The 19,137-nt window shown below is 71.0% G+C and carries 16 protein-coding genes; 7 read left to right on the top strand and 9 right to left on the bottom strand.

Annotation, left to right across the window (positions count from 1 at the left end; all coding sequences use genetic code 11):
- Nucleotides 1–191: 191 nt before the first annotated feature.
- Together NAEX_RS33925 and NAEX_RS54030 are read right to left on the bottom strand one after the other, a co-directional pair.
- The gene (locus NAEX_RS33925; RefSeq protein WP_143825684.1) at nt 192–1,496 is read right to left on the bottom strand and encodes a hypothetical protein; all 1,305 of its coding nucleotides are present in this window, start codon (nt 1,494–1,496) and stop codon (nt 192–194) included.
- A gap of 157 nt (nt 1,497–1,653) precedes the next feature.
- Entirely contained in the window at nt 1,654–2,478 is an 825-nt protein-coding gene (locus NAEX_RS54030; protein WP_143825685.1) for a hypothetical protein, read from the bottom strand.
- Between the two features lie 28 nt (nt 2,479–2,506).
- Between NAEX_RS54030 and NAEX_RS33930 the strand changes: the two genes are divergently transcribed.
- On the top strand, nt 2,507–2,749 hold the full coding sequence (locus NAEX_RS33930) for a choice-of-anchor Q domain-containing protein (protein ID WP_096331627.1): 243 nt from the start codon (nt 2,507–2,509) through the stop codon (nt 2,747–2,749).
- A 1,024-nt stretch (nt 2,750–3,773) separates the two neighbouring features.
- Here NAEX_RS33930 and NAEX_RS33940 read toward each other — a convergent pair.
- The 4 genes from NAEX_RS33940 to NAEX_RS53275 all read right to left on the bottom strand — a co-directional run bounded on the left by NAEX_RS33940 (nt 3,774) and on the right by NAEX_RS53275 (nt 8,726).
- Nucleotides 3,774–5,015 carry an ISL3 family transposase gene (locus NAEX_RS33940; RefSeq protein WP_096326274.1) on the bottom strand — a complete coding sequence of 414 codons (1,242 nt, stop codon included), beginning with the start codon at nt 5,013–5,015 and terminating at the stop codon, nt 3,774–3,776.
- 106 nt (nt 5,016–5,121) lie between these two features.
- A complete protein-coding gene (locus NAEX_RS33945; RefSeq protein ID WP_096326274.1) occupies nt 5,122–6,363 on the bottom strand; it encodes an ISL3 family transposase in 1,242 nt (413 codons plus the stop codon).
- A gap of 380 nt (nt 6,364–6,743) precedes the next feature.
- A complete protein-coding gene (locus NAEX_RS33950; RefSeq protein WP_096331629.1) occupies nt 6,744–8,102 on the bottom strand; it encodes a hypothetical protein in 1,359 nt (452 codons plus the stop codon).
- A 129-nt stretch (nt 8,103–8,231) separates the two neighbouring features.
- Nucleotides 8,232–8,726 carry a hypothetical protein gene (locus NAEX_RS53275; protein WP_245913856.1) on the bottom strand — a complete coding sequence of 165 codons (495 nt, stop codon included), beginning with the start codon at nt 8,724–8,726 and terminating at the stop codon, nt 8,232–8,234.
- Here NAEX_RS53275 and NAEX_RS54750 point away from each other — a divergent pair.
- Nucleotides 8,613–9,134, top strand: coding sequence for a transposase (locus NAEX_RS54750; protein WP_420814170.1), 522 nt, complete (start codon nt 8,613–8,615; stop codon nt 9,132–9,134). The genes NAEX_RS53275 and NAEX_RS54750 overlap by 114 nt on opposite strands.
- Nucleotides 9,103–9,315, top strand: a complete 213-nt coding sequence (locus NAEX_RS48710; RefSeq protein WP_143141046.1) for a hypothetical protein — start codon at nt 9,103–9,105, stop codon at nt 9,313–9,315. Before NAEX_RS54750 ends, NAEX_RS48710 begins: the two co-directional genes overlap by 32 nt.
- 98 nt (nt 9,316–9,413) lie before the next feature.
- Here the strand turns inward: NAEX_RS48710 and NAEX_RS52410 are convergent, their stop codons facing one another.
- Entirely contained in the window at nt 9,414–10,259 is an 846-nt protein-coding gene (locus tag NAEX_RS52410) for a BON domain-containing protein (protein WP_211302524.1), read from the bottom strand.
- Nucleotides 10,260–10,701: 442 nt separating this feature from the next.
- On the opposite strand from NAEX_RS52410, the gene NAEX_RS33965 reads away from it, so the two are divergent.
- The 3 genes from NAEX_RS33965 to NAEX_RS33975 all read left to right on the top strand — a co-directional run bounded on the left by NAEX_RS33965 (nt 10,702) and on the right by NAEX_RS33975 (nt 13,541).
- Nucleotides 10,702–11,709 (top strand): AraC family transcriptional regulator, encoded by a 1,008-nt coding sequence (locus tag NAEX_RS33965; protein ID WP_170136219.1) that lies wholly within the window; start codon nt 10,702–10,704, stop codon nt 11,707–11,709.
- A gap of 161 nt (nt 11,710–11,870) precedes the next feature.
- Nucleotides 11,871–12,836 carry a glycoside hydrolase family protein gene (locus NAEX_RS33970; RefSeq protein WP_096331632.1) on the top strand — a complete coding sequence of 322 codons (966 nt, stop codon included), beginning with the start codon at nt 11,871–11,873 and terminating at the stop codon, nt 12,834–12,836.
- Between the two features lie 81 nt (nt 12,837–12,917).
- Complete coding sequence (locus tag NAEX_RS33975) at nt 12,918–13,541, top strand: RNA polymerase sigma factor (protein WP_096331633.1); 624 nt, start codon at nt 12,918–12,920, stop codon at nt 13,539–13,541.
- Between the two features lie 83 nt (nt 13,542–13,624).
- On the opposite strand, the gene NAEX_RS33980 is transcribed toward NAEX_RS33975, so the two are convergent.
- Complete coding sequence (locus tag NAEX_RS33980; RefSeq protein ID WP_143141045.1) at nt 13,625–14,356, bottom strand: hypothetical protein; 732 nt, start codon at nt 14,354–14,356, stop codon at nt 13,625–13,627.
- A 64-nt stretch (nt 14,357–14,420) separates the two neighbouring features.
- Between NAEX_RS33980 and NAEX_RS33985 the strand changes: the two genes are divergently transcribed.
- Nucleotides 14,421–16,529 (top strand): serine/threonine-protein kinase, encoded by a 2,109-nt coding sequence (locus NAEX_RS33985; RefSeq protein WP_177326003.1) that lies wholly within the window; start codon nt 14,421–14,423, stop codon nt 16,527–16,529.
- 87 nt (nt 16,530–16,616) lie between these two features.
- Here NAEX_RS33985 and NAEX_RS33990 read toward each other — a convergent pair whose 3' ends face one another.
- Complete coding sequence (locus tag NAEX_RS33990; protein ID WP_170136220.1) at nt 16,617–19,103, bottom strand: FG-GAP-like repeat-containing protein; 2,487 nt, start codon at nt 19,101–19,103, stop codon at nt 16,617–16,619.
- Nucleotides 19,104–19,137: the final 34 nt, after the last annotated feature.

Raw genomic sequence — 19,137 nt, forward strand, 5'->3', positions numbered from 1 at the left:
CGTCGGCGATGTCCGCGAGCGTCGTCGTCGGGCTCGCAGCGGGTTTCGTGCGGCTTGGGGTCGCGGGCGGCGATCGGGGCAGGACTCTTGCCCATGGAGAGCGGCCCACTCGACGCGGCGGGCCTTGGGATCACCGGGTACCGACGGCACCGTGGCGGGTTCGTTCGACTCGTCGTGAGCGAGCCGCTCGGCTACTCCGGTGGGATGTTGGCCTCGGCGGCGAGCGCCTCGGTCTCTTCGCCGAGCTCGCGGTGCGCCCTGGCTAGGTCGCGCCAGCCGTGGGTGAACCCCGGCTCGACGGCGAGATAGCGCCGGAGGTGGTAGATCGCCACGCGCGGCCGACCGAGCCGGAGCAGGACGTCGCCCAGGTTGTAGTGCGACGGGCCGTGGTCGGGATCGACGATTAGAGCTGCACAGTACGCGTTGATCGTCGCATGGTCGTCGTCGAGGGCGTTGCCGTACTGGAAGTGCAGGTCCGCGTCGTCCGTGACGCGCGCGCGCAGGGTGGCGAACTGCGCCTCGGCGTCGGCGCGGCGCTCGAGCCGGTAATGCAGCCGGAACCCGGCGTTGAAGCCCCCCACGTAGTGGAAGCGCGGGCCGAACAGACGCCGGCCCTCGCCGAGTCGTCGCAGGGCATCGTCGTCGAGGTCGTCGTCGTCGTCGCCGTCGCGGTGGGCCACGCCGAGCGCCGTGAGCGAGGGCCGCCGGGCGGCGAGCGCCGCGAGCACGGCGGCGTGGCTCGGGCCCCAGACGCCGATCTCGGTGACCTGCCGCGGAGCGGCGAGCGCGGCGGCGGGATCGAGCGGCCCAAAGCACTCCCATGCTACGCGACGGAGCTGCGGACAGCGTGCCTGCCACAGGGTCGACAGTACCTGCGAATCGTGGTCGGTCGAGGCGAGCCCCATCGAGAGGACCGCCAGGGTCTGGAGCTCCGGGAGGTCGAGCGCGGCGAACGACGACGTCGCGGCGGTGTGGACCTCGATCGCCAGGTCGGTCGCATAGGCCAGCGCGGTCGTGGCGGCGGCGATCCGCGCCGAGCCGTCGCTGAGGTCGAAGAACCTGCCGGTCTCGGGGTCGACGTACTCGGCGTTCAGGTAGAACCGGGTGACACGGAGCGGGTGTCGTGCCGCGACCTCGATCCACGCCTCCAGCTCGTCATCGAACACGACCTCGATCTCCTCGAGTCCTATCAGCGCCGGAGGACACGCGGCGAGCGCGGGCCATAGCGCGCGCGCCTCGCGGCACGGCAGCGTGATCCGACGAACCCAGCCATCGATGATGGTCGCGGTCGTGGTCGAGGGCAGGGGCCCGAGCAGCTCCGCGCGCGCGGCCGCGATCAACTGGCGCGCACGCTTGACCTGCTTGAGGTCGAACGCGACCTGGCCGCGCGTGGCGAGGAACGCGAGCAGCTTGGCGTGCTTTGGCCCGAGCGGGTCGGCAGTGTCCGGTGTGAATGGTGAGAGGGCGGAGGTGTGATTCAATGCCAATTTCGTCATCGCGCTCAACAGGACGATCGAGGGGTTGAGGGCTCGGCGGACGTGAACCGGAGCGTTCCAGGGTCGAACTCAATTGCGTGAACTCGAGACTCAGGACACTAGCTAGCTGCGGTTGTATACCACATTACCAAGAATCTCGCGCAGAACAGCGTTGTGGTCACTCGTCGCACCGCTGTACGAGGTCGGGCGCGCGAGCGAGAGCGAGCTCCTGCGCAGCGAACTCGAGAACGCAGGAGTGCGTCTCGCGCTCCGTGAGGCGTTCGAGAAGGCGACCGGGGGTCGGGGGGGAAACAGGAACCGAGGGGGCCGGGCCGAGTTCGTTGGTTGGCTTCCTGTCTGTCTGCTCGCCTGCTCCGATCCCGGCGGTGAGACCGGCACCAGCGCCGGCACGGGCACCGGCAGGACGACGGAGACGAGCGACACGATCGCGCCGACGAGCACGACCGGGATCCCGACCGGGACCGACTCCGACGCGGGCACCGAAACCGGCACCGAAGCCGGCACCGAAGCCGGTACCGACACCGACACCGGCACCGACACCGGAGAGCCCGAGGGCTGCATGATCCGCGTCAAGCCTGACGGCGACGATGCGCTCCTCGGTCTGAGCTGGCTCGACGCCAAGGCGACCCTCGGCGCCGCCCTCGATACGGCCGAAGCCAAGGGAGAGCCCTGCGAGATCTGGGTCGCGGCCGGAACCTACTACCCGACCGCCGGCGACGACCGCACCGCCAGCTTCGTGCTGCGCCCCAACGTCTGGATCTACGGCGGCTTCGCCGGCGACGAGCTGCTGCTCGACCAGCGCGACTGGGTCGCCCACGTCACGACCCTGTCCGGCGATATCGGGATCCCCGGCGATCGTAACGACAACAGCCATCACGTGGTCGTCGCCGCGGACAATTCGCGTCTCGACGGCTTCGTGATCACCGGCGGCGCCCGTCGGCAACCTCGTCGAGCCCGCCACGCTGTACGTCGACCGCAGCAATGTCGGGGGCGGCTGTGTCGAGGATCCGATGAGCAGCCTGGTCTGCGGCGAGACCACGGACCTCGCCCCGCAGTTCGAAAACCCGCCCGGCGATCTGCGCCTCCAGCCGAGCTCGCCGCTGCTCGACGCCGGAGACGCGGCCGCGCTGCCCTCCGACGTCGCCGACCTCGACGCCGACGGAAACTTCGACGAGACCATCCCTCTCGACCTCGACGGCCTCGCGCGCGTCGCCGGCGCGGCGATCGACCTCGGTGCCTACGAGCTGCCTTGAGCGACGAAGGACATGTCTATGTCGACATGTCCTTCGACGCTGAAGGCCCCATGAGCGGGAGCATCGGCGGCGGGCTACACAGCGGGTCCATGATCGGCGAGCGTGACCGTGCGGAAGACGTTGGCGGCGAGGCGCTGCTGAGTGTCCTCTTGCTGGAGGGTCTGCCGCCAGAAGGCGAGGCTCGAGACGGCAGCCGAGCCAGGGCAGGTGGCGGACCTGCTCGGGCTCACCGCCGCGGCGCGCAAGGTCGCGTACCAGCGCACCGGCGCGGCAATCCACCTGTGTCAGCTCCTCACGGCCGCCGAGCGCGTGCAGGCGCGCGAGGGCCTTCCGCCGCGCCTCAAGGCCGAGGCGAGCGCGTTCGCCGACGACGCACGCGCCGACCTCGCCGCTCACACGGCCGGAGCCCACGCTCACGGCTCACACACGATACGAGCCCCGGCTGTGAGGCCTCGAGTCTCGGCGTCGTGCATCGATCGCACGGCTCGCTGCTCGTCCGGCTTCCCGGGCGGGAAAAATGGCAATGGCAAGAGAACGGGGTTTTGCCCATCTCGGTCATAGAACAGCCCTGCCAGGTGCGGGCAGCGAGGGCTCTCGACGATCTCCCATCGGGAGAGGGTCCCGTTCCCGTCGTGCCATTGCTGCACGACAGCGCCCGGACCTCCGCACGTAACGTCGGCGCAAACCCGTTGCTGGGGGCTCGTGAACGAAGGCGTGGTCGAAGCGGATTGCGCTCCATGCACAGGCGAGGTGGCGGAGACGCGCGGGCCGGTCGCATCGGTCGAGGACCCTGGTGGACGCGGAGCGCACCCGAGACCGAACGCGGGAAAGACGAAGACGAGCAAGGTCTCGAGCCGCACGCACAGGAGGATACGACAAGCAAGCTGTTCAGGGGCGCTTGCCGAGTCGTTGAACAGGTCGAACATCGCCTCGCTGGCGACCCCCCTGAGCCAGCGATGAACGATCGCGATCTTCCGCGAGGAGAAAATTTGGCTCTTCAGGGTTTGTGGTGGATACCGCTGACTCAGCGCGTGATCCCGGCAGGATAGAGGTCGAGGCCGCCGAGGTGGAAGTAGATCGCAGCTCGGAAGCGGTCGCGGTTACGGAAGCCGCGGGCGACGTACTTGAGCTTCTGGATGACCGAGTTAAGGCCCTCGGCAGAGGCGTTGGTGATCCGTTCGGTGGCTGCATGGATGATGCCGCCGAGGTGATTTTTGACCATGCGCGCGGCGGCCTTCATCGGCTCCAGGCGAGAGCGGATAGCCCAATCGTACCACATGCCCCATTGGTCCCGCATGTTGCTCGGCGAGGTGTGCTCCCAGACCTCCATCGCCGCCTCCTTGAGCGCCCACGCGCGGGCCGTCCGCAGCGAGCTCGTCCGCAGCGCCTCGAAGTCGTCCCAGACCTCCTTGCTCATCCGTTCGGGGTTGCGCAGCCAGAGGTACTTGGTGCCCTTGAGCCGGTTGTCGCCGAGGCCGTGGAGAGCGCGGTGTTCCTCGCGTCGCACGTGGTCGACGGCTTGACCGAGGCGCGCGGCGACGTGGTACTTGTCGAAGGCGATCTTCGCGTCGCCATCGGGGATGGCCTCGCGGACAGCTTGAATGTAGGGCTCGTGCATGTCCATGACGACCACGGAGACCGCAGCCCTCTCTGGGCGCGAAAAGCCGCTCAGGAAGCCCTTGAGGGCCCCCTTGCCGCGTCCGTCGGCGACGTGGATGACCCGCTTGCTGGCGGACTTCGGGTCATGCACGATCGTGACGTACTCGTGGCGCCGCTGGAAGGAGGTCTCGTCGACGGCGAGCATCTCCGGCAGCGCGACCTCGCGGCGCTCGAGTCCGCGTTGTACTGCACGCTCCTGGACGCCGGCGACCTGATCCCACGAGAGCCCGAGGCGCTCCGCGACCACTGCAATCGGCGCATCGCGGAGCCAGTCGATCACGAGCGCCTCGAACAGCGCGGTGAGCCGAGCGCTACCGTCCGCCCATGAGACGCGCATCGTGAGCGTACCGTGCTTCGGGCACGACGTCCGCGGTACGCCGGCTTCGATGATCGTCCGATACTGACACGTATCGAGGTGCCGCCATCGGCGAGTCCGCGTATCGTGACGGGGAACAGCCTGGCCACACTCCGGGCACGTCGTCGGCACATCGGGGTCGTGCTCGACCTCGATGACGATCTGCCCCTGCCCGAGCTGCAGCTTCACCGCAGCAACTCTCCAGGGAGCCTCGATACCGAGAATTCGGGCGTAGAGTTCGGTCTCTGCCATTTCGCGCACGATATCACGGCGCGATTTCGCGCGCAACCTGCGCCACCCTCAACCCTGAAGAGCCGAAAATTTTGGCTCTTCAGGGTTTGTGGTGGATACCGCTGACTCAGCGCGTGATCCCGGCAGGATAGAGGTCGAGGCCGCCGAGGTGGAAGTAGATCGCAGCTCGGAAGCGGTCGCGGTTACGGAAGCCGCGGGCGACGTACTTGAGCTTCTGGATGACCGAGTTAAGGCCCTCGGCAGAGGCGTTGGTGATCCGTTCGGTGGCTGCATGGATGATGCCGCCGAGGTGATTTTTGACCATGCGCGCGGCGGCCTTCATCGGCTCCAGGCGAGAGCGGATAGCCCAATCGTACCACATGCCCCATTGGTCCCGCATGTTGCTCGGCGAGGTGTGCTCCCAGACCTCCATCGCCGCCTCCTTGAGCGCCCACGCGCGGGCCGTCCGCAGCGAGCTCGTCCGCAGCGCCTCGAAGTCGTCCCAGACCTCCTTGCTCATCCGTTCGGGGTTGCGCAGCCAGAGGTACTTGGTGCCCTTGAGCCGGTTGTCGCCGAGGCCGTGGAGAGCGCGGTGTTCCTCGCGTCGCACGTGGTCGACGGCTTGACCGAGGCGCGCGGCGACGTGGTACTTGTCGAAGGCGATCTTCGCGTCGCCATCGGGGATGGCCTCGCGGACAGCTTGAATGTAGGGCTCGTGCATGTCCATGACGACCACGGAGACCGCAGCCCTCTCTGGGCGCGAAAAGCCGCTCAGGAAGCCCTTGAGGGCCCCCTTGCCGCGTCCGTCGGCGACGTGGATGACCCGCTTGCTGGCGGACTTCGGGTCATGCACGATCGTGACGTACTCGTGGCGCCGCTGGAAGGAGGTCTCGTCGACGGCGAGCATCTCCGGCAGCGCGACCTCGCGGCGCTCGAGTCCGCGTTGTACTGCACGCTCCTGGACGCCGGCGACCTGATCCCACGAGAGCCCGAGGCGCTCCGCGACCACTGCAATCGGCGCATCGCGGAGCCAGTCGATCACGAGCGCCTCGAACAGCGCGGTGAGCCGAGCGCTACCGTCCGCCCATGAGACGCGCATCGTGAGCGTACCGTGCTTCGGGCACGACGTCCGCGGTACGCCGGCTTCGATGATCGTCCGATACTGACACGTATCGAGGTGCCGCCATCGGCGAGTCCGCGTATCGTGACGGGGAACAGCCTGGCCACACTCCGGGCACGTCGTCGGCACATCGGGGTCGTGCTCGACCTCGATGACGATCTGCCCCTGCCCGAGCTGCAGCTTCACCGCAGCAACTCTCCAGGGAGCCTCGATACCGAGAATTCGGGCGTAGAGTTCGGTCTCTGCCATTTCGCGCACGATATCACGGCGCGATTTCGCGCGCAACCTGCGCCACCCTCAACCCTGAAGAGCCAAAATTTTTGCGTATACGCGTACCACAGCAGCGCCGTCATCATCGGGGGGGTTGAACGGCGTGGCTCCGCGCTCCCGTCGATATGCCTTGAAGATCTCCGAGAGATCGAGACCGTCCCTCACCAGGTCTCGCACGAGGTGCGACGGATGCCCTTCCGGCACCAGCTTTTGTACGGAGGACGGCAGCGGCGCGTGCAGACGGGGCAGGGACCACGTGCACGGCGAGCTCTCTCGCGAAGTAGGAACTCGCCGGTTCACGGCGGAGGGCGCTCGGCTGCACGGGGCGGTCGACGGGCGAGGGCCGATGAAGGGATGCCCTACGGGCGTACGTTCGCCAGCACTTCTCCGAGGTAGTCGTCGGAGTCGCCGGGCTCGAGGACGACGCTGCCCGTCGCCATGCACAGCTCGACGGTCTCGGCGCAGGGCGCGGCGACCAGAACCGCGGCGCCGTTGCGGTCGCCGACTTGCCGCATTGTCGTGGGCACCCCCTCGGCGTCGAGCGCGGCGAGGAACGTACCCGAGCAGTTGTACAATCCGTCGTCGCACGACGAGCTGGAGTGCTCCCGCTCCGCGGAGAGCTCGCCGAGCGTCACGTCGGCGCTCGAACGCATCGCCAGCCACAGCCGCCCGTCGTCGGCGAACGCCAGGTCGCTCGGCGCTGCACTGCCCTGGACGACCCACTTGCGGGCGCCGTCGCCGGCGATCCGCAGGTACGCCGCGCTGCCGGCCGCCTCCGTGAGCGTCAGCTCGGACGCGTCACCGACGTACACGGTGAGCGCCTCCTCGAACGAGAGCGCCAGGCCGATGGTCCCGTCGGGCGCCAGCGCGAGGCTTCGCGGCTGCGCCGAACTCTCCGGCGGCGCCGCGAACTCGCGCTCCCACGTCAGCACGCCATCCGGCGCGTACTGGCGCAGCGCGACGGCCCGCGACGACGTGGGCCCTGCGGTCACGATCGTGCCGTCCGCCGCGCCCGCGACGTGGAGCTGGCCCTGTCCGCTGTCGAGCTGCGACCACGTCACGGCGCCCGTCTCGTCGAGCCGGGCCAGCACGTGCGTCAAGCCCGGCATGTCGATGAGGGCCTCGTCGGGAGTCCCCGGCGCGAACACGAATGCGTGCCCGATCCCGACCGCGAGCGCGAAGCCGTCGCCGACCGCGGCGATGCCGGGATCGACAAGGGAGGCACCGGCGTCCTCGCTCCGCAGCAGCTCGACGGCGTTCACCAGCTCTCCGGACGCGAGCGAGAAGGTGGTCACGATCGCGGAGCCGCCCGCCGCCCCGGCGAAGCTCGGCCCCTCCGGGAGCTCGAGCCCCATCGTCGTCTCCCACACCACCGCGGCGAGACCGGCGTCGACGTTGACTCCCAGCGCCATCGCGCCCACCGGCGGCAGCTCGCGCTGCCACACCTCGGCGCCGCCGCCGTCGACGCGGAGCAGCCCGCGAGAGTTCAGGACGATGACGTCGTTGCCGCCCGCCCGCTCGAGCCCGCGGCAGGCGTAGATGTCTTGCATCTCGTACGCGAACGGACCCGAGCACTGCCCGCCCCCTCCGCCGGACGTGCCGTTCGTGTCGTCGCCAGTGCTACCGGCGCTGTTGCCGTTGCTGCGGTCATCGCCACAGGCCGCGAGGCAGACCGCCAGGAACGCGACGTGTGCACCGAGTCGGAAGCGGCAGGACATGGGCTCGAGAGATATCAGCATCGCTCGACCCCATCCACCCCCGGACTCGCCTGGGGTCGGGGTCCCCCGAGTCGATCGGACGATCGATGGAGCGCCGCGGCGCCTGCCGGGCGCGGGTTTGAAGGATGGTCATGAGGACATGTCCTCATGCTCGGGTGGCGCGGCGGGTACATGGGCGCACGGGTGGGCGCGCGGGGCGCGGGCGCGGCCGGCTTGGCGGGGGGGCAGGCCGAGCGCGGCGGCGGCCTCAATCGTCTCCATCGGCGCCTCGGGGAACTCGATGGTGGTGTCGGACATGCCGCCGATGGCGACGACGTCCGCACGCGAGCGGCCAGCGACGGGTTGGGCCCGATGAGCAGGGTCATGGGCCGGCGGCGCCACTCGAACATGCGGGTGTGGTCTTTCGAGTTCCCGGTGGGAACTTGCCATCGTGAGCGTTTCGCGCAGCATGGCTTCATGAACGAGGAGGAGCTCTACGGGAAGGTTCTCGGCCTCAGCGACCCCTGGCGGGTGGAGTCCGTCGACCTTCGGCTCACGGAGGGGGAGATCCTGATTCACGTCGATCAGGACGACGTCCGGCTGCCGTGCCCCGAGCGTGGCAAGCCCTGCGCGCTGCATGACCACGCGGAGGAGCGTCGGTGGCGGCATTTGGATACCTGCCAGGGCCCAGCCAGAGAGCCTCCTGGGCTTCTACGATACGCTGTCGCCGGTGCAGCTCGCGGGCATCAAAGTTGTCGCAATGGACATGGGGTCGCCGTACGTGAGCGCGACCCTGAATGCGTCCCCAGCGCGGAGTCGAAGATCGTCATCGTCCAGTTTCACGTCATGCAGCACATGAACAAGGCCGTCGACAAGGTGCGGCGCGACGAGCATCGCCAGCTGCTCTCCGTACGCGACCAGGCCCTCACCGGGAGCCGCTTCCTGGGGGCGGAGAACGAGCCTCGCAAGAAGCTTCCACGCAATCAGGCTACCGCATCGCGTGGGAGAACGATCCTATCCGGTGGTGGGAAAGATCGCGGTAGGCAAAATTGATACCTTGCATCTGGCGCGGCTCCGAACGCGCATGCAGGAGCGGGGGAACATCCAAAGTTCCATCCAGCAAGTGGCAGCCCTGCTGGTGCTCAGCGATCGCCTTGCGCTTGACGACGGCTATTTGCAGGCCGAAGCGCCGGCGGCGTATCTCGACTTCATACGCCGGGAGACCGCGCCGTGAGCTGCGGGGATTTCATGCGCCGGGCGATGAGCCGCGCGACGACCGCAGCGCCGCCGTCTCGGCGCTCGCGGGCGGTTCGGGTCGAACAGCGGACGCTGTCACGTGCCGGAGACGTTGCCGCCGCGCTCCTTGCGGGAGCAGCTCTCCTGGCCGGTGTTGAGGTTGCTGACCTCGAGGTCCTCGAAGTCCTGGCCGACGGTCATGTCGCGGCGCGTCGCCTCGAAGTCGTCGCGCCTGCCCGAGGCCCGGTTCATGCCGCCGGCGCCCTGCAGGTCGCGCCTTTCGACCCGGAGGTTGTTCTGCACGTCGCGCACGCCCGAGACGTCTTCGATCAGGTCCTCGACGAGCCGCTTGATGTAGCGATCGTCGACGGTGCCGGTCACGACGACGTCGCCGCTGTCGACGCGGATCTCGATGTCACTGGCGTCGATGTGCGGGCTGTAGGTCAGCGCCTCGTTGATGTCTTCGACGATCCGCGCGTCGGGGCGCGTGTAGCCCCGCGGGCCGTGGCCGGAGAAGCGCCCGCGCCGGTGCAAGGGCCGCCCGCGCACGCCGGTCGGCAACACCTGTTGATAATACGCGTGGGGGCTCGGGGGCCACGGCGCGCCGCGGCCCATGAACTGCCACGGCCATACCTGCGGCGAGGGCACGAATTCGTGCGGGAACACCTCGGGGGTGCGCTCGCGCCGACGTCGCTTGCCGCTGCGCCTCAGCTCCTCGATCCGCTGCAGCTTCTGCTGTCGTCGCTCGGCGCGGGCCTGCAGCCGGGCGTCGCGACGGCTGCGCCTGGCGTCGAGCCGCAGCCGAGAGGTGGCCTCCTCGTCGCCGAACCACGCGCGCACGCGATCGATCGCCCGCGCCAGCAGGCCGCGCGTCTCGCCCAGATCTCGCCGCCCGCGGTGCCCGCGGCGGCGCCCGCGGTGGTGATGTTTGTCGTTCTGCATGGTTCGTTCCTCCGCGGTCGGCAAATTGCGGCGGCAAACGACGTGAGCCACGAACTTCGCCCGTCGCGCCGCGGCACGGGCCGCCGCTGCGCCTGAGGTTCCTTGCGCGGGCCCGAGTGCGTAGTGGCCGCAGCGAGCCGAGGCGTGCCGCGGCGGTGGTGTGAGGATGTTCTGAGGGACATGCTGCAATGAGCATGTCTTACAGGGCATGTCTTCCGGGGCATGTCCTGGAGTGATGGGGCGTCGCGGGGTCCGCGGCCGGGAGCGATCCGGGGCGGGCGCTCGCGCTCGGCTGCGCGCCAGGGACGCGGGCCTCGGCGCGCCGAGGGCCGACGGCCGGAGCCGATCGAGCCGGACCTGCAGCGCTCCGAGGAGCGGCGCGCGAGAGGGCGGGCGCGGGCGATTGACGGCCGCGCGCCGGGGCGCTGAAGTGGCGGTGGACATGACCCCGTCCACCGCGTGCATCAAGGCGATCCGGAGCTGCGTGCTCGGCGCGGCGCGCTTCGGCGTCGCCCCGGACGAGCTCGCCCGCCGGCTCGAGTTCGACCCGGCGCTGCTGGTCGACCCACACGTGCGGGTGCCCCACGCGCTGTTCCTGCGGGCGTGGGAGGAGGTGCCGGCGCTGTGCGGCGCTCCGAGCTTCGGCCTGGGGGCGGCGGAGCTGCTGTGCGACGCGCCGTTCGACGTCGTCGACTACGTGTGCGCGCAGGGGCCGACGCTGCGGCAGGCGATCGAGCGGATGCTGCGCTATCAACGGCTCCACCACGACGACGCCGAGCTGACGCTGACGATCGCGGACGGGCAGGCGCGGCTGCAGCTGCGCCTGCGCGGGACGGCCTGCGCGCCGCGCCACTTCGCCGAGTACGCGGTGACGACGTGGTTCTTGCGGGCGCGGGCGCTGGTCGGGCCGACGTTCGCGGCGCGGCGGGTCGGGTTCCAGCACGGACCGCCGGCCGACATCGAACCGCACCGCCGGATCTTCGGCGCGCCGCTGGCGTTCCGCGAGGTCGGGAGCGGCCTCGAGTTCCGCGCCGAACTGCTCGAGGCGCCGGTCCGCGGGGCCGACCCGTCGCTGGCAGCGCTGCTCGAGCGCCACGCCGACGAGCTCCTGGCCCGCCTGCCGGCCCGCGACGACCTGGTCCATCGCGTGAAGACGCACGTGGTCCGCGCGCTGCCCGGCGAGCTGCCGTCGCTCGAGGCGACCGCGAAGGCGCTGGCGACCAGCACGCGCACGCTGCAGCGGGCGCTGCAGGCGGAGGGCACGACGTACCAGGCGCTGGTCGACGAGGTGCGCCGCGACCTGTCGTTCGGGTACCTGCGCGAGGGCCAGCGCACGGTGTCGGAGATCGCGTTCCTGCTCGGCTTCACCGAGGTGGCGACGTTCACCCGCGCGTTCCGCCGCTGGACCGGCTCGGTGCCGTCGGTCTGGCGACAGCGCGAGGGGTCGTGACGGCGAGTCCCTCGCGCGTGGACGGGCGCGTGACGGGAACAAGGCCTCGACGGCAGATCGAGGGCGCGCGGGCGAGTGACGCGGGACGACAAATCGTTGGCGCGCGGCGACAAGGCGCGGGCGACGGCGCGGGCGCACCATGGGGGCACGGAGAACACGCCATGTCGTTTCTGATTCCCACGCACGAGCAGGCCCGCGCCGGCCTCCGGGCCATGAAGACCGTACTCACCGCGGCCGGACCGCTGACGCCGATCCGCCGCGAGGCGCTGGGGGCGATCCAGCAGCACCTGCTGCGCACCGACCACGACCTCGACGCGCTCGGCCCGATCACGCCCGAGGAGCTGGCGGCGGCGATCGACGACCCGGCGCTGCGCACCCAGCTGATCGGCGGCATGGTGACGCTGACGCTGACCTGCGACACGGTGGCGGACGAGGAGCAGCAGGCGATCGAGCGCTTCGCGGCCGCGTTCGCGGTCGAGTCGGTGACGCTGGCGCAGCTCCGCAAGTTCCAGACCGAGCGGCTGATGGCGCTGCGCTTCGACGTGGTCCGCCGCAGCCTGGCCGGCCCGGCGCTGGGGCAGCTGTACGAGGACCAGGGCCTCCTCGGCGTCGTCAAGAACCTCGGCAGCTTCGCCGGGCTGTGGGAGAACCGCGCGGTGGCCGAGCGCTACCGGGCGCTGGCACACTACCCCGAGGGCTCGCTGGGCAAGGAGCTGTGGCGCTTCTACGAGGCCAACGCCTTCAAGTTCCCGGGCGAGAAGCACGGCGCGCCCGAATCGCTGCTGTCCCACGATCTGTCGCACATCCTCGGCGGCTACGGCACCGACTACCGGAGCGAGGGCCTCGTGCTGGCGTTCCAGGCCGGCTACAAGCGCCAGGACCCGTTCAGCGTGCTGGTGTTCCTGCTGCTCAACGGCCAGCACGGCCTGCGCCTGACCGCCTTCGCCGACCCGGCCCGCGGCTTCTACAACGACAAGCCCGGCGCGATCGACGAGGTGGTGCGAGCGTTCGCCCGCGGCGCGCGGGTGACGGTCGACTTCACCGACCACTGGGACTTCTGGGCGGTGATGGACCGCCAGGTCGAGGACCTGCGCCGCGAGTACGGGATCGAGCCGGCGGCAGCATGAAGCGGGGAGCGCGAGCCGCTCGACCGCCGCGCGAGCCGGCGTGACGGCCGTCCGCCGGCGCCGCTATACTGCAGGCCGATCATGACGAGCGACGAGGAGCTGCTCACGGCCTGGCGCGCGGGCGATCGCGCGGCCGGGGACTCGCTGCTCGCCCGCCACTTCGACGCGGTGTGCCGCTTCTTCTACTACAAGGTCGGCGAGGAGGCGGCGGCCGACCTGATCCAGCAAACTTTCCTGGCGATGTGCGAGGGCAAGGAGCGGTTCCGCGGCGAGTCGGCGTTCCGCACCTACGTGCTCGGCACGGCCCGCCTGGTGCTGCTGGCCCACCTCCGCCGCAAGCGCCGCGACGCCGACCACCTCGACCCGATCGAGCACTCGCTGGCCGGGTTCGGGCCGTCGCCCACCAGCGCGCTGGCCCACCGCCGCGAGGAGGCGATCCTGCTGCAGGCGCTGCGCGAGCTGCCGATCGATTTGCAGATCGCGTTCGAGCTCTACCACCTCGAGGGCGCCACCGCCGGCGAGCTGGCCCGCATGTACGGGCTGTCCGAGCCCGGGATGTACGGCCGCCTGCGCAAGGCCCGGCTGCTCGTCGTCGCCGCCTGCGAGCGCCTGGCGGAGACGCCGGCGCTGCGCGCGTCGACCGTCGACCGCCTCGACGACTGGGTCCGCGAGCTGTCGGCCCGGGGGCTGCCGAAGCGGGACTAGTGCGCGAGGACATGTTTTTTTGGGCATGTCCGATCGCGCATGCTCCGATAAGCATGTTCGGACGGACATGTCTCCATGGCGCCTCAGCAGTCCTCGGCCAGCGGGTCGTCGGTGTCGCAGATCTTGATCCCGCCGGGCTTGCCGACCACCGGCTTGTCGCCCGGCTTGGCGGTCGGGCGCGGGGTCGGGCGCGGGCGCCCGGGGGCGGCGGGCGCGGGGAGCTCGACGGTCGGCGCCGCGGCGCGGGCGAGGGCGTCCTGGAGGGCGCGGCGGTCGGCGTCGGTCTGGCGCTCGATGTCCTCGATGCCCGCGCGGAGGTCCGCGATCGCCTGGCGGGCGTCGCGGATCGAGGGGTCGTCGCCCGCGGGGGCGAGCACCGGCGCGGGCGCGGTCACGGCGGTGGCCTTGAGCAGCACCGCGAGGCCCAGGCCGACCAGGCCGAGCGCGCCGGCGGTCCACAGGCCGACGGCGCCGCCGGAGCGCGACCGGGTGCGGGCGTCGAGGTCGGCCTGCACCTGCGCCAGGTGAGCCGCCTGGCTGGCGCGCAGCCGGCCCTCGATCTCGGCCGCGCGCAGCCGCTCCTCGTGCTGCCGGCGCTCCTCGGCCCGGCGCGCGGCCTCGGCGGCCTCGGCGGCGGCCCGGGCCCGCGCCTCCTCTTCGGCGCGGGCCCGGGCCGCCGCGGCCTCGCGAGCAGCGGCCTCGGCGGCCTCGCGGGCGGCGGCGGCGGTTCGCTCGCGGTCCTGTCGCTCGCGCTCCATGTCGACGAGCGCGCGGATGGCGATGAGACCCGATGGTTCGTGCGTGGTGGTAGGCATGGTCTTGAGTCCTCGGGCTATGGGTGTCGAGACCGGGCCGAACCATCACGGCGTTGATGCGCGCGTGGGCGAGCGACCGCTCGAGTTCCAGCGCCTGTTCGCGGAGGTCCGCGGGCGGCTCCTCGGCGAGCCGGCGCCGGCGCTGCGGCTCGGGCGCTATGTGGTGGGCGAGCGGATCGGGGCCGGCGGCATGGGGGTCGTCTACGCCGGCCTCGACCCGGAGCTCGGGCGCAAGGTGGCGATCAAGTTGGTCCGGCCCGACCGCGTCGGGGTCGGCAGCTCGGGCCGCGAGCGCCTGCTGCGCGAGGCGCAGGCGATGGCGCGGATCTCCAGCCCGCACGCGGTCACCGTCTACGAGGCCGGGACCTGGGGCGAGCAGGTGTTCGTGGTCATGGAGTTCGTGGCCGGCACCACGCTGACGCAGTGGCTCGGCGAGGCGCCCCGCGGCTTCGGCGAGGTGGTCGAGGTGTTCCTGCAGGCCGGGCGCGGGCTGCGGGCGGCCCACCAGGCCGGGCTCATCCACCGCGACTTCAAGCCCGACAACGTGCTCGTCGGCGAGGACGGCCGCGCCCGCGTGGCCGACTTCGGCCTGGCCCACGCGGCGGCCGAGGCGGTGGCGTCGTCGATGTCCCGCGGGACATTGCTGCAAGGACATGCCCTCGGGGGCATCTCGACGGCGACCGGGGCGCTGGTCGGCTCGCTGCCCTACATGTCGCCCGAGCAGCACCGCGGCGAGCCGGCGTCGGCCCGCAGCGACCAGTTCAGCTTCTGCGTGGCGCTGTGGGAGGCGCTGCAGGGCCAGCGGCCGTTCGTCGGCGCGACCGCGGAGGAGCTGCGCGCCCGCGTGCTGGCCGGGGCGATCGCGCCGTCGCCGGAGGGCGCCCGGGCGCCGGCGTCGCTGCGGCGGATCCTCGTGCGCGGGCTGCAGGTCGATCCGGCCCGCCGCTGGCCCGACATGGCGGCGCTGCTGGCCGCGCTCGAGCGGGCCGGGCGGCGCCGCGGCCGGTCGGTGGCGCTGTGGGCCGGCTCGGCGGCGCTGCTGGCGGGGGCGATCGGCTCCTGGCGCGGAGAACATGTTCACGAGGACCTGTGCAAGGATGCAGGCTCGGAGGTGGCGGCGGTGTGGGGCGAGGGCCGGCGGTCGGCGGTGCGGCAGGCGTTCCTGGCCACCGGCCGGCCCGAGGCGGTGGAGGCGTGGTCGCAGGTGGCGGCCCGCCTCGACGCCTACGCCGGCGAGTGGGCCGAGGCCCGCGAGGAGGCCTGCCGCGCTGCCAACGAGGCGGAAGGGACAGGTGCGAAGGAGCAGGTGCACCTCGAGCTGGCGTGCCTCGACCGCGGCCTCGGCGAGCTGCGAGCGCTGGTGGTCGCGTTCACCGAGGACGCCGAGGGGGTGCTCGGCAACGCGGTCAAGGCGGCGGTCAAGCTGCGGCCGCTGTCGGCCTGCCGCGAGCGCCCGGAGCTGGCGCTGCAGGTGGCGCCCAGCGACCCGGCGGTGGCGGTGCAGGTGCAGGCGCTCGGCGGCCGGCTCGACGAGATCGCGGCGCTGCTCAAGGCCGGCGAGGTCCAGCGCGCGCTGCCCCGCGCCCGCGAGGCGGCGACCCAGGCCGAGCTGCTCGGCCACGACTTCACCACCGCCGAGGCGCTGGTGCTGCTCGGCTCGCTGCAGTCGCACGCCGGCGAGTTCGCGGCCGCCGAGGCGACGCTGTTCGCGGCGGCGCTGACGGCCGAGCGCGGCAACAACCTGTCGGCGCTGGTGCGCGCGCGGACCGAGCTGGTGGTGGCGATCGGCTACGGCCAGAGCCGCACCGACGAGGCGCTGCGCTGGGGCGCGCTGGCCCTCAACGCGCTCGGCCGCGACACCGGCGACCCGATCGAGGTCCGCCTGCGCACGGCCCTCGGCCTGGTCCACGCCCGCCGCGGCGACCGCGAGGCGGCCAGCCGCGAGCTCGAGCGAGCGCTGGCGCTGGCCGAGGCGACCCTCGGCCCCGATCACCTCGGCGTGGCCACGGTGGTCGGCCACCTGGCGGCCCTGCGGGCAGAGGCGGGGGCGCTCGGCCCGGCGCGCTCGCTGCTGGTCCGCGCGCTCGAGATCCGCCGGCGCACGCTCGGCGCGTCGCACCCCGACACGGCGCAGACGCAGGCCCGCCTCGACGCGCTCGCGGCGGCGCCGTGAGGGCGAGCTCGGCGTCGTCCGTCGGCGATCCTGCCCTTCGCGGGGTCGACCGCGAGACGCACGCGCTCGCTCGACGGGCGCAGCCCGTCACTGGAACAGCGCCGGCGGGAGATACACGACGTAGCTCTGATCGCTGGTCTCGTCGGTGATCCGGACCATGTCCTGCGGGTTCATGGCCGCGTCGTAGAAGACCTCGCCCTGGCGGCCGCGGAGCAGGATGTCGTCGGTCCCGTCGCCGTCCCAGTCGCCGACGGTCAGCTCGTGGGTGAGGGACGACCACTGCCGATAGCTGAGGGTCTGCTCGTCGGTGATGTCGCGCGCGTGGCGGAACACGTCGGGCCCGCCGCCCGGCAGGAGGTAGGTCGCGTGCCCGCTGTCGGGGTACCACTCGCGGCCGCGGAGCAGGAGATCGTCGGCGCCGTCGCCGTTGAAGTCGCCGACGTGGGCGTCGCGCAGCTCGTGCGACCACAGGACCGGGGTCATCCAGAACTGGTTGTCGAGGGTGACCTCGTGGTGGAAGCCGCCGGTGCCGTCGGCCACCAAGAGGTAGGTCGAGTGGCCGACCTGGCGCGAGCGGAGCAACAGGTCGTCGAAGCCGTCGCCGTTGAAGTCGCCGACGCGGGCCTCGCGATAGGCGTCCGCCCACTTGGCGGCGTTCATCCAGGACGCGCTCGTCACGTCGACGACCGGCAGGTGGCCGCCGGCGCCGTCGCTGTTGAGCAAGAACGTGCTCTGGGCGCCGGTGCGCCCGCGCAGCAGCACGTCGGTCGCGCCGTCGCCGTTGAAGTCGCCGAGCACCGTCTCGTGGTTGTCGGCGGTCCAGTGGCCGAGGCCCGTGCCGAACTGCAGCGACAGCGTCTGCTCGTTGGCGAACCCGCCGCCGGTCAGGCCGCGCAAGAGGTAGGTGTGATGGGGGCTGCTCACGCCGACGAGCAGGAGGTCGTCGCGGCCGTCGCCGTCGAAGTCGACGACGTGGCCCTGGCGGTACTGCGTCGACCACTTGGACTCGTTCATCCAGTAGCTGTTGGTGACGGTCTGCTCGTCGGCGAAGAAGCCGTTCCCGAGCGCGGTGAGCAGGTAGGCGGCGTGGCCCGGCCCGGTGGGGCGCAGGAGCAGGTCGTGGTCGCCGTCGCCGTCGAAGTCGCCGGCGAGGATCTGGCGGTAGCCGGCGTACCACTTGGCCTCGTTCATCCACGAGAGGTTGGTGAGGTTGTCCTCGTTGCCGAAGCGGCCGCGCCCGTCGGCGGTGAGGCGATAGGTCGCGTGGCCGGGCAGCGCGCGCGGCTGCAGCAGGAGGTCGTCGGCGCCGTCGCCGTTGAAGTCGCCCTTCACCAGGACGCGCAGGGCCTGCTTCCACTTGGCGACGGTCATCCACGAGTCGTTGGTGATCTCGGCCGACCCGGTGCCGATGACCTTGCACTCGGGATCGGCGCTGTCGGGCGGGCACGCCTCGTAGGCGCGGACCCAGTCGATCTCGTGGGTCATCGGCGTGAAGCTCGCGAGGTTCTTGCCGAGCCGGGCGCGCAGGACGGAGGTGTTGAGGATGAAGAAGAAGGGCTTCGTCGGGGCGTAGCTGAGGTGGTCCTGCACCCACTGGATGGGGTTCGAGCCGTCGACGTACGTCAGGTGCGGCTCGCCGTAGTTCATGCGGCCGGTCTCGAGATCGTCGATGTAGAAGGCGATGGACTGCGGGGTCCACTCGACGGCGTACGTGTGAAATTCCTCGGCGTAGCGCTGCTCGTGCTCGACGACGTGGAAGTGCTTCGAGTGCATGCGATAGTCGACGCCGGGCGCGGTGGCCGGATCCATGTGGACGCTGCTGTGCACCTGCGGCGCGCCGTCGTGCACGGACTCCATGATGTCGATCTCGATGTCCTCGACGTAGTCGCCGTGCTGGGGGAGGAGCCAGTGGGCCGGGAAGGCCCCCGGCTGCAAGGGGATCCGGGCGCGGATCTCGAAGCGGCCGTACTTCTGGCAGAAGCCGTTCACGTCGCACTCGGGATCGAGCACGTACTCGGGGCCGACCCACTCGCCGGTCGCCGCGCTCTCGATGCCGCCGGAGAGGATCGGGCAGTTGTCGGGGTTGGCCTCATTGCAGGGCGCCGAGAGGTTCGGATTTGCCACCATCTTCGCGTCGAGCCACAAGCTCCCGCCCTGCACGGCGACGAGGCCCGGATCGAGCTTGTTGACGCCGTTCTCGTTCGGCCCGTGGTAGGACCAATGGTTGTAGCGGTCGTGGACCATCCACACGCACTTGTCGAGGTCGGCGAGCTGCGCCTGGTACTGCGGGTCACAGGGGCCGGTGTACCAGCCCTCCTGCATGCACCGCGCGGGGGTGATGGTGCTGTCGTAGCAATCCGGGTCCTTGCCGGGCTCCCACCCGTTGAAGTCGTCGCTGAAGGTGAGCTTCCACTTGCGGTTCGCCAGCCGCGGCGGCAGCGAGCGCGTCGGCGGCGGCGGCTTCGGCTTCGATTGAGGAGGTTCTTCGGCGCCGAGGCCGTCGCGCAGCTCCATCGTGGGATCACCGCCGTCCTCGCCGTCGCAGGCGACGAGCGCGCTCCATCCGAGGGACACGACGAAGGACGGCCAACACAGCAAATATCGACGC

Origin of the sequence: Nannocystis exedens, from assembly GCF_002343915.1 — a bacterium.
In the GTDB taxonomy this organism is placed as follows: domain Bacteria; phylum Myxococcota_A; class Polyangia; order Nannocystales; family Nannocystaceae; genus Nannocystis; species Nannocystis exedens.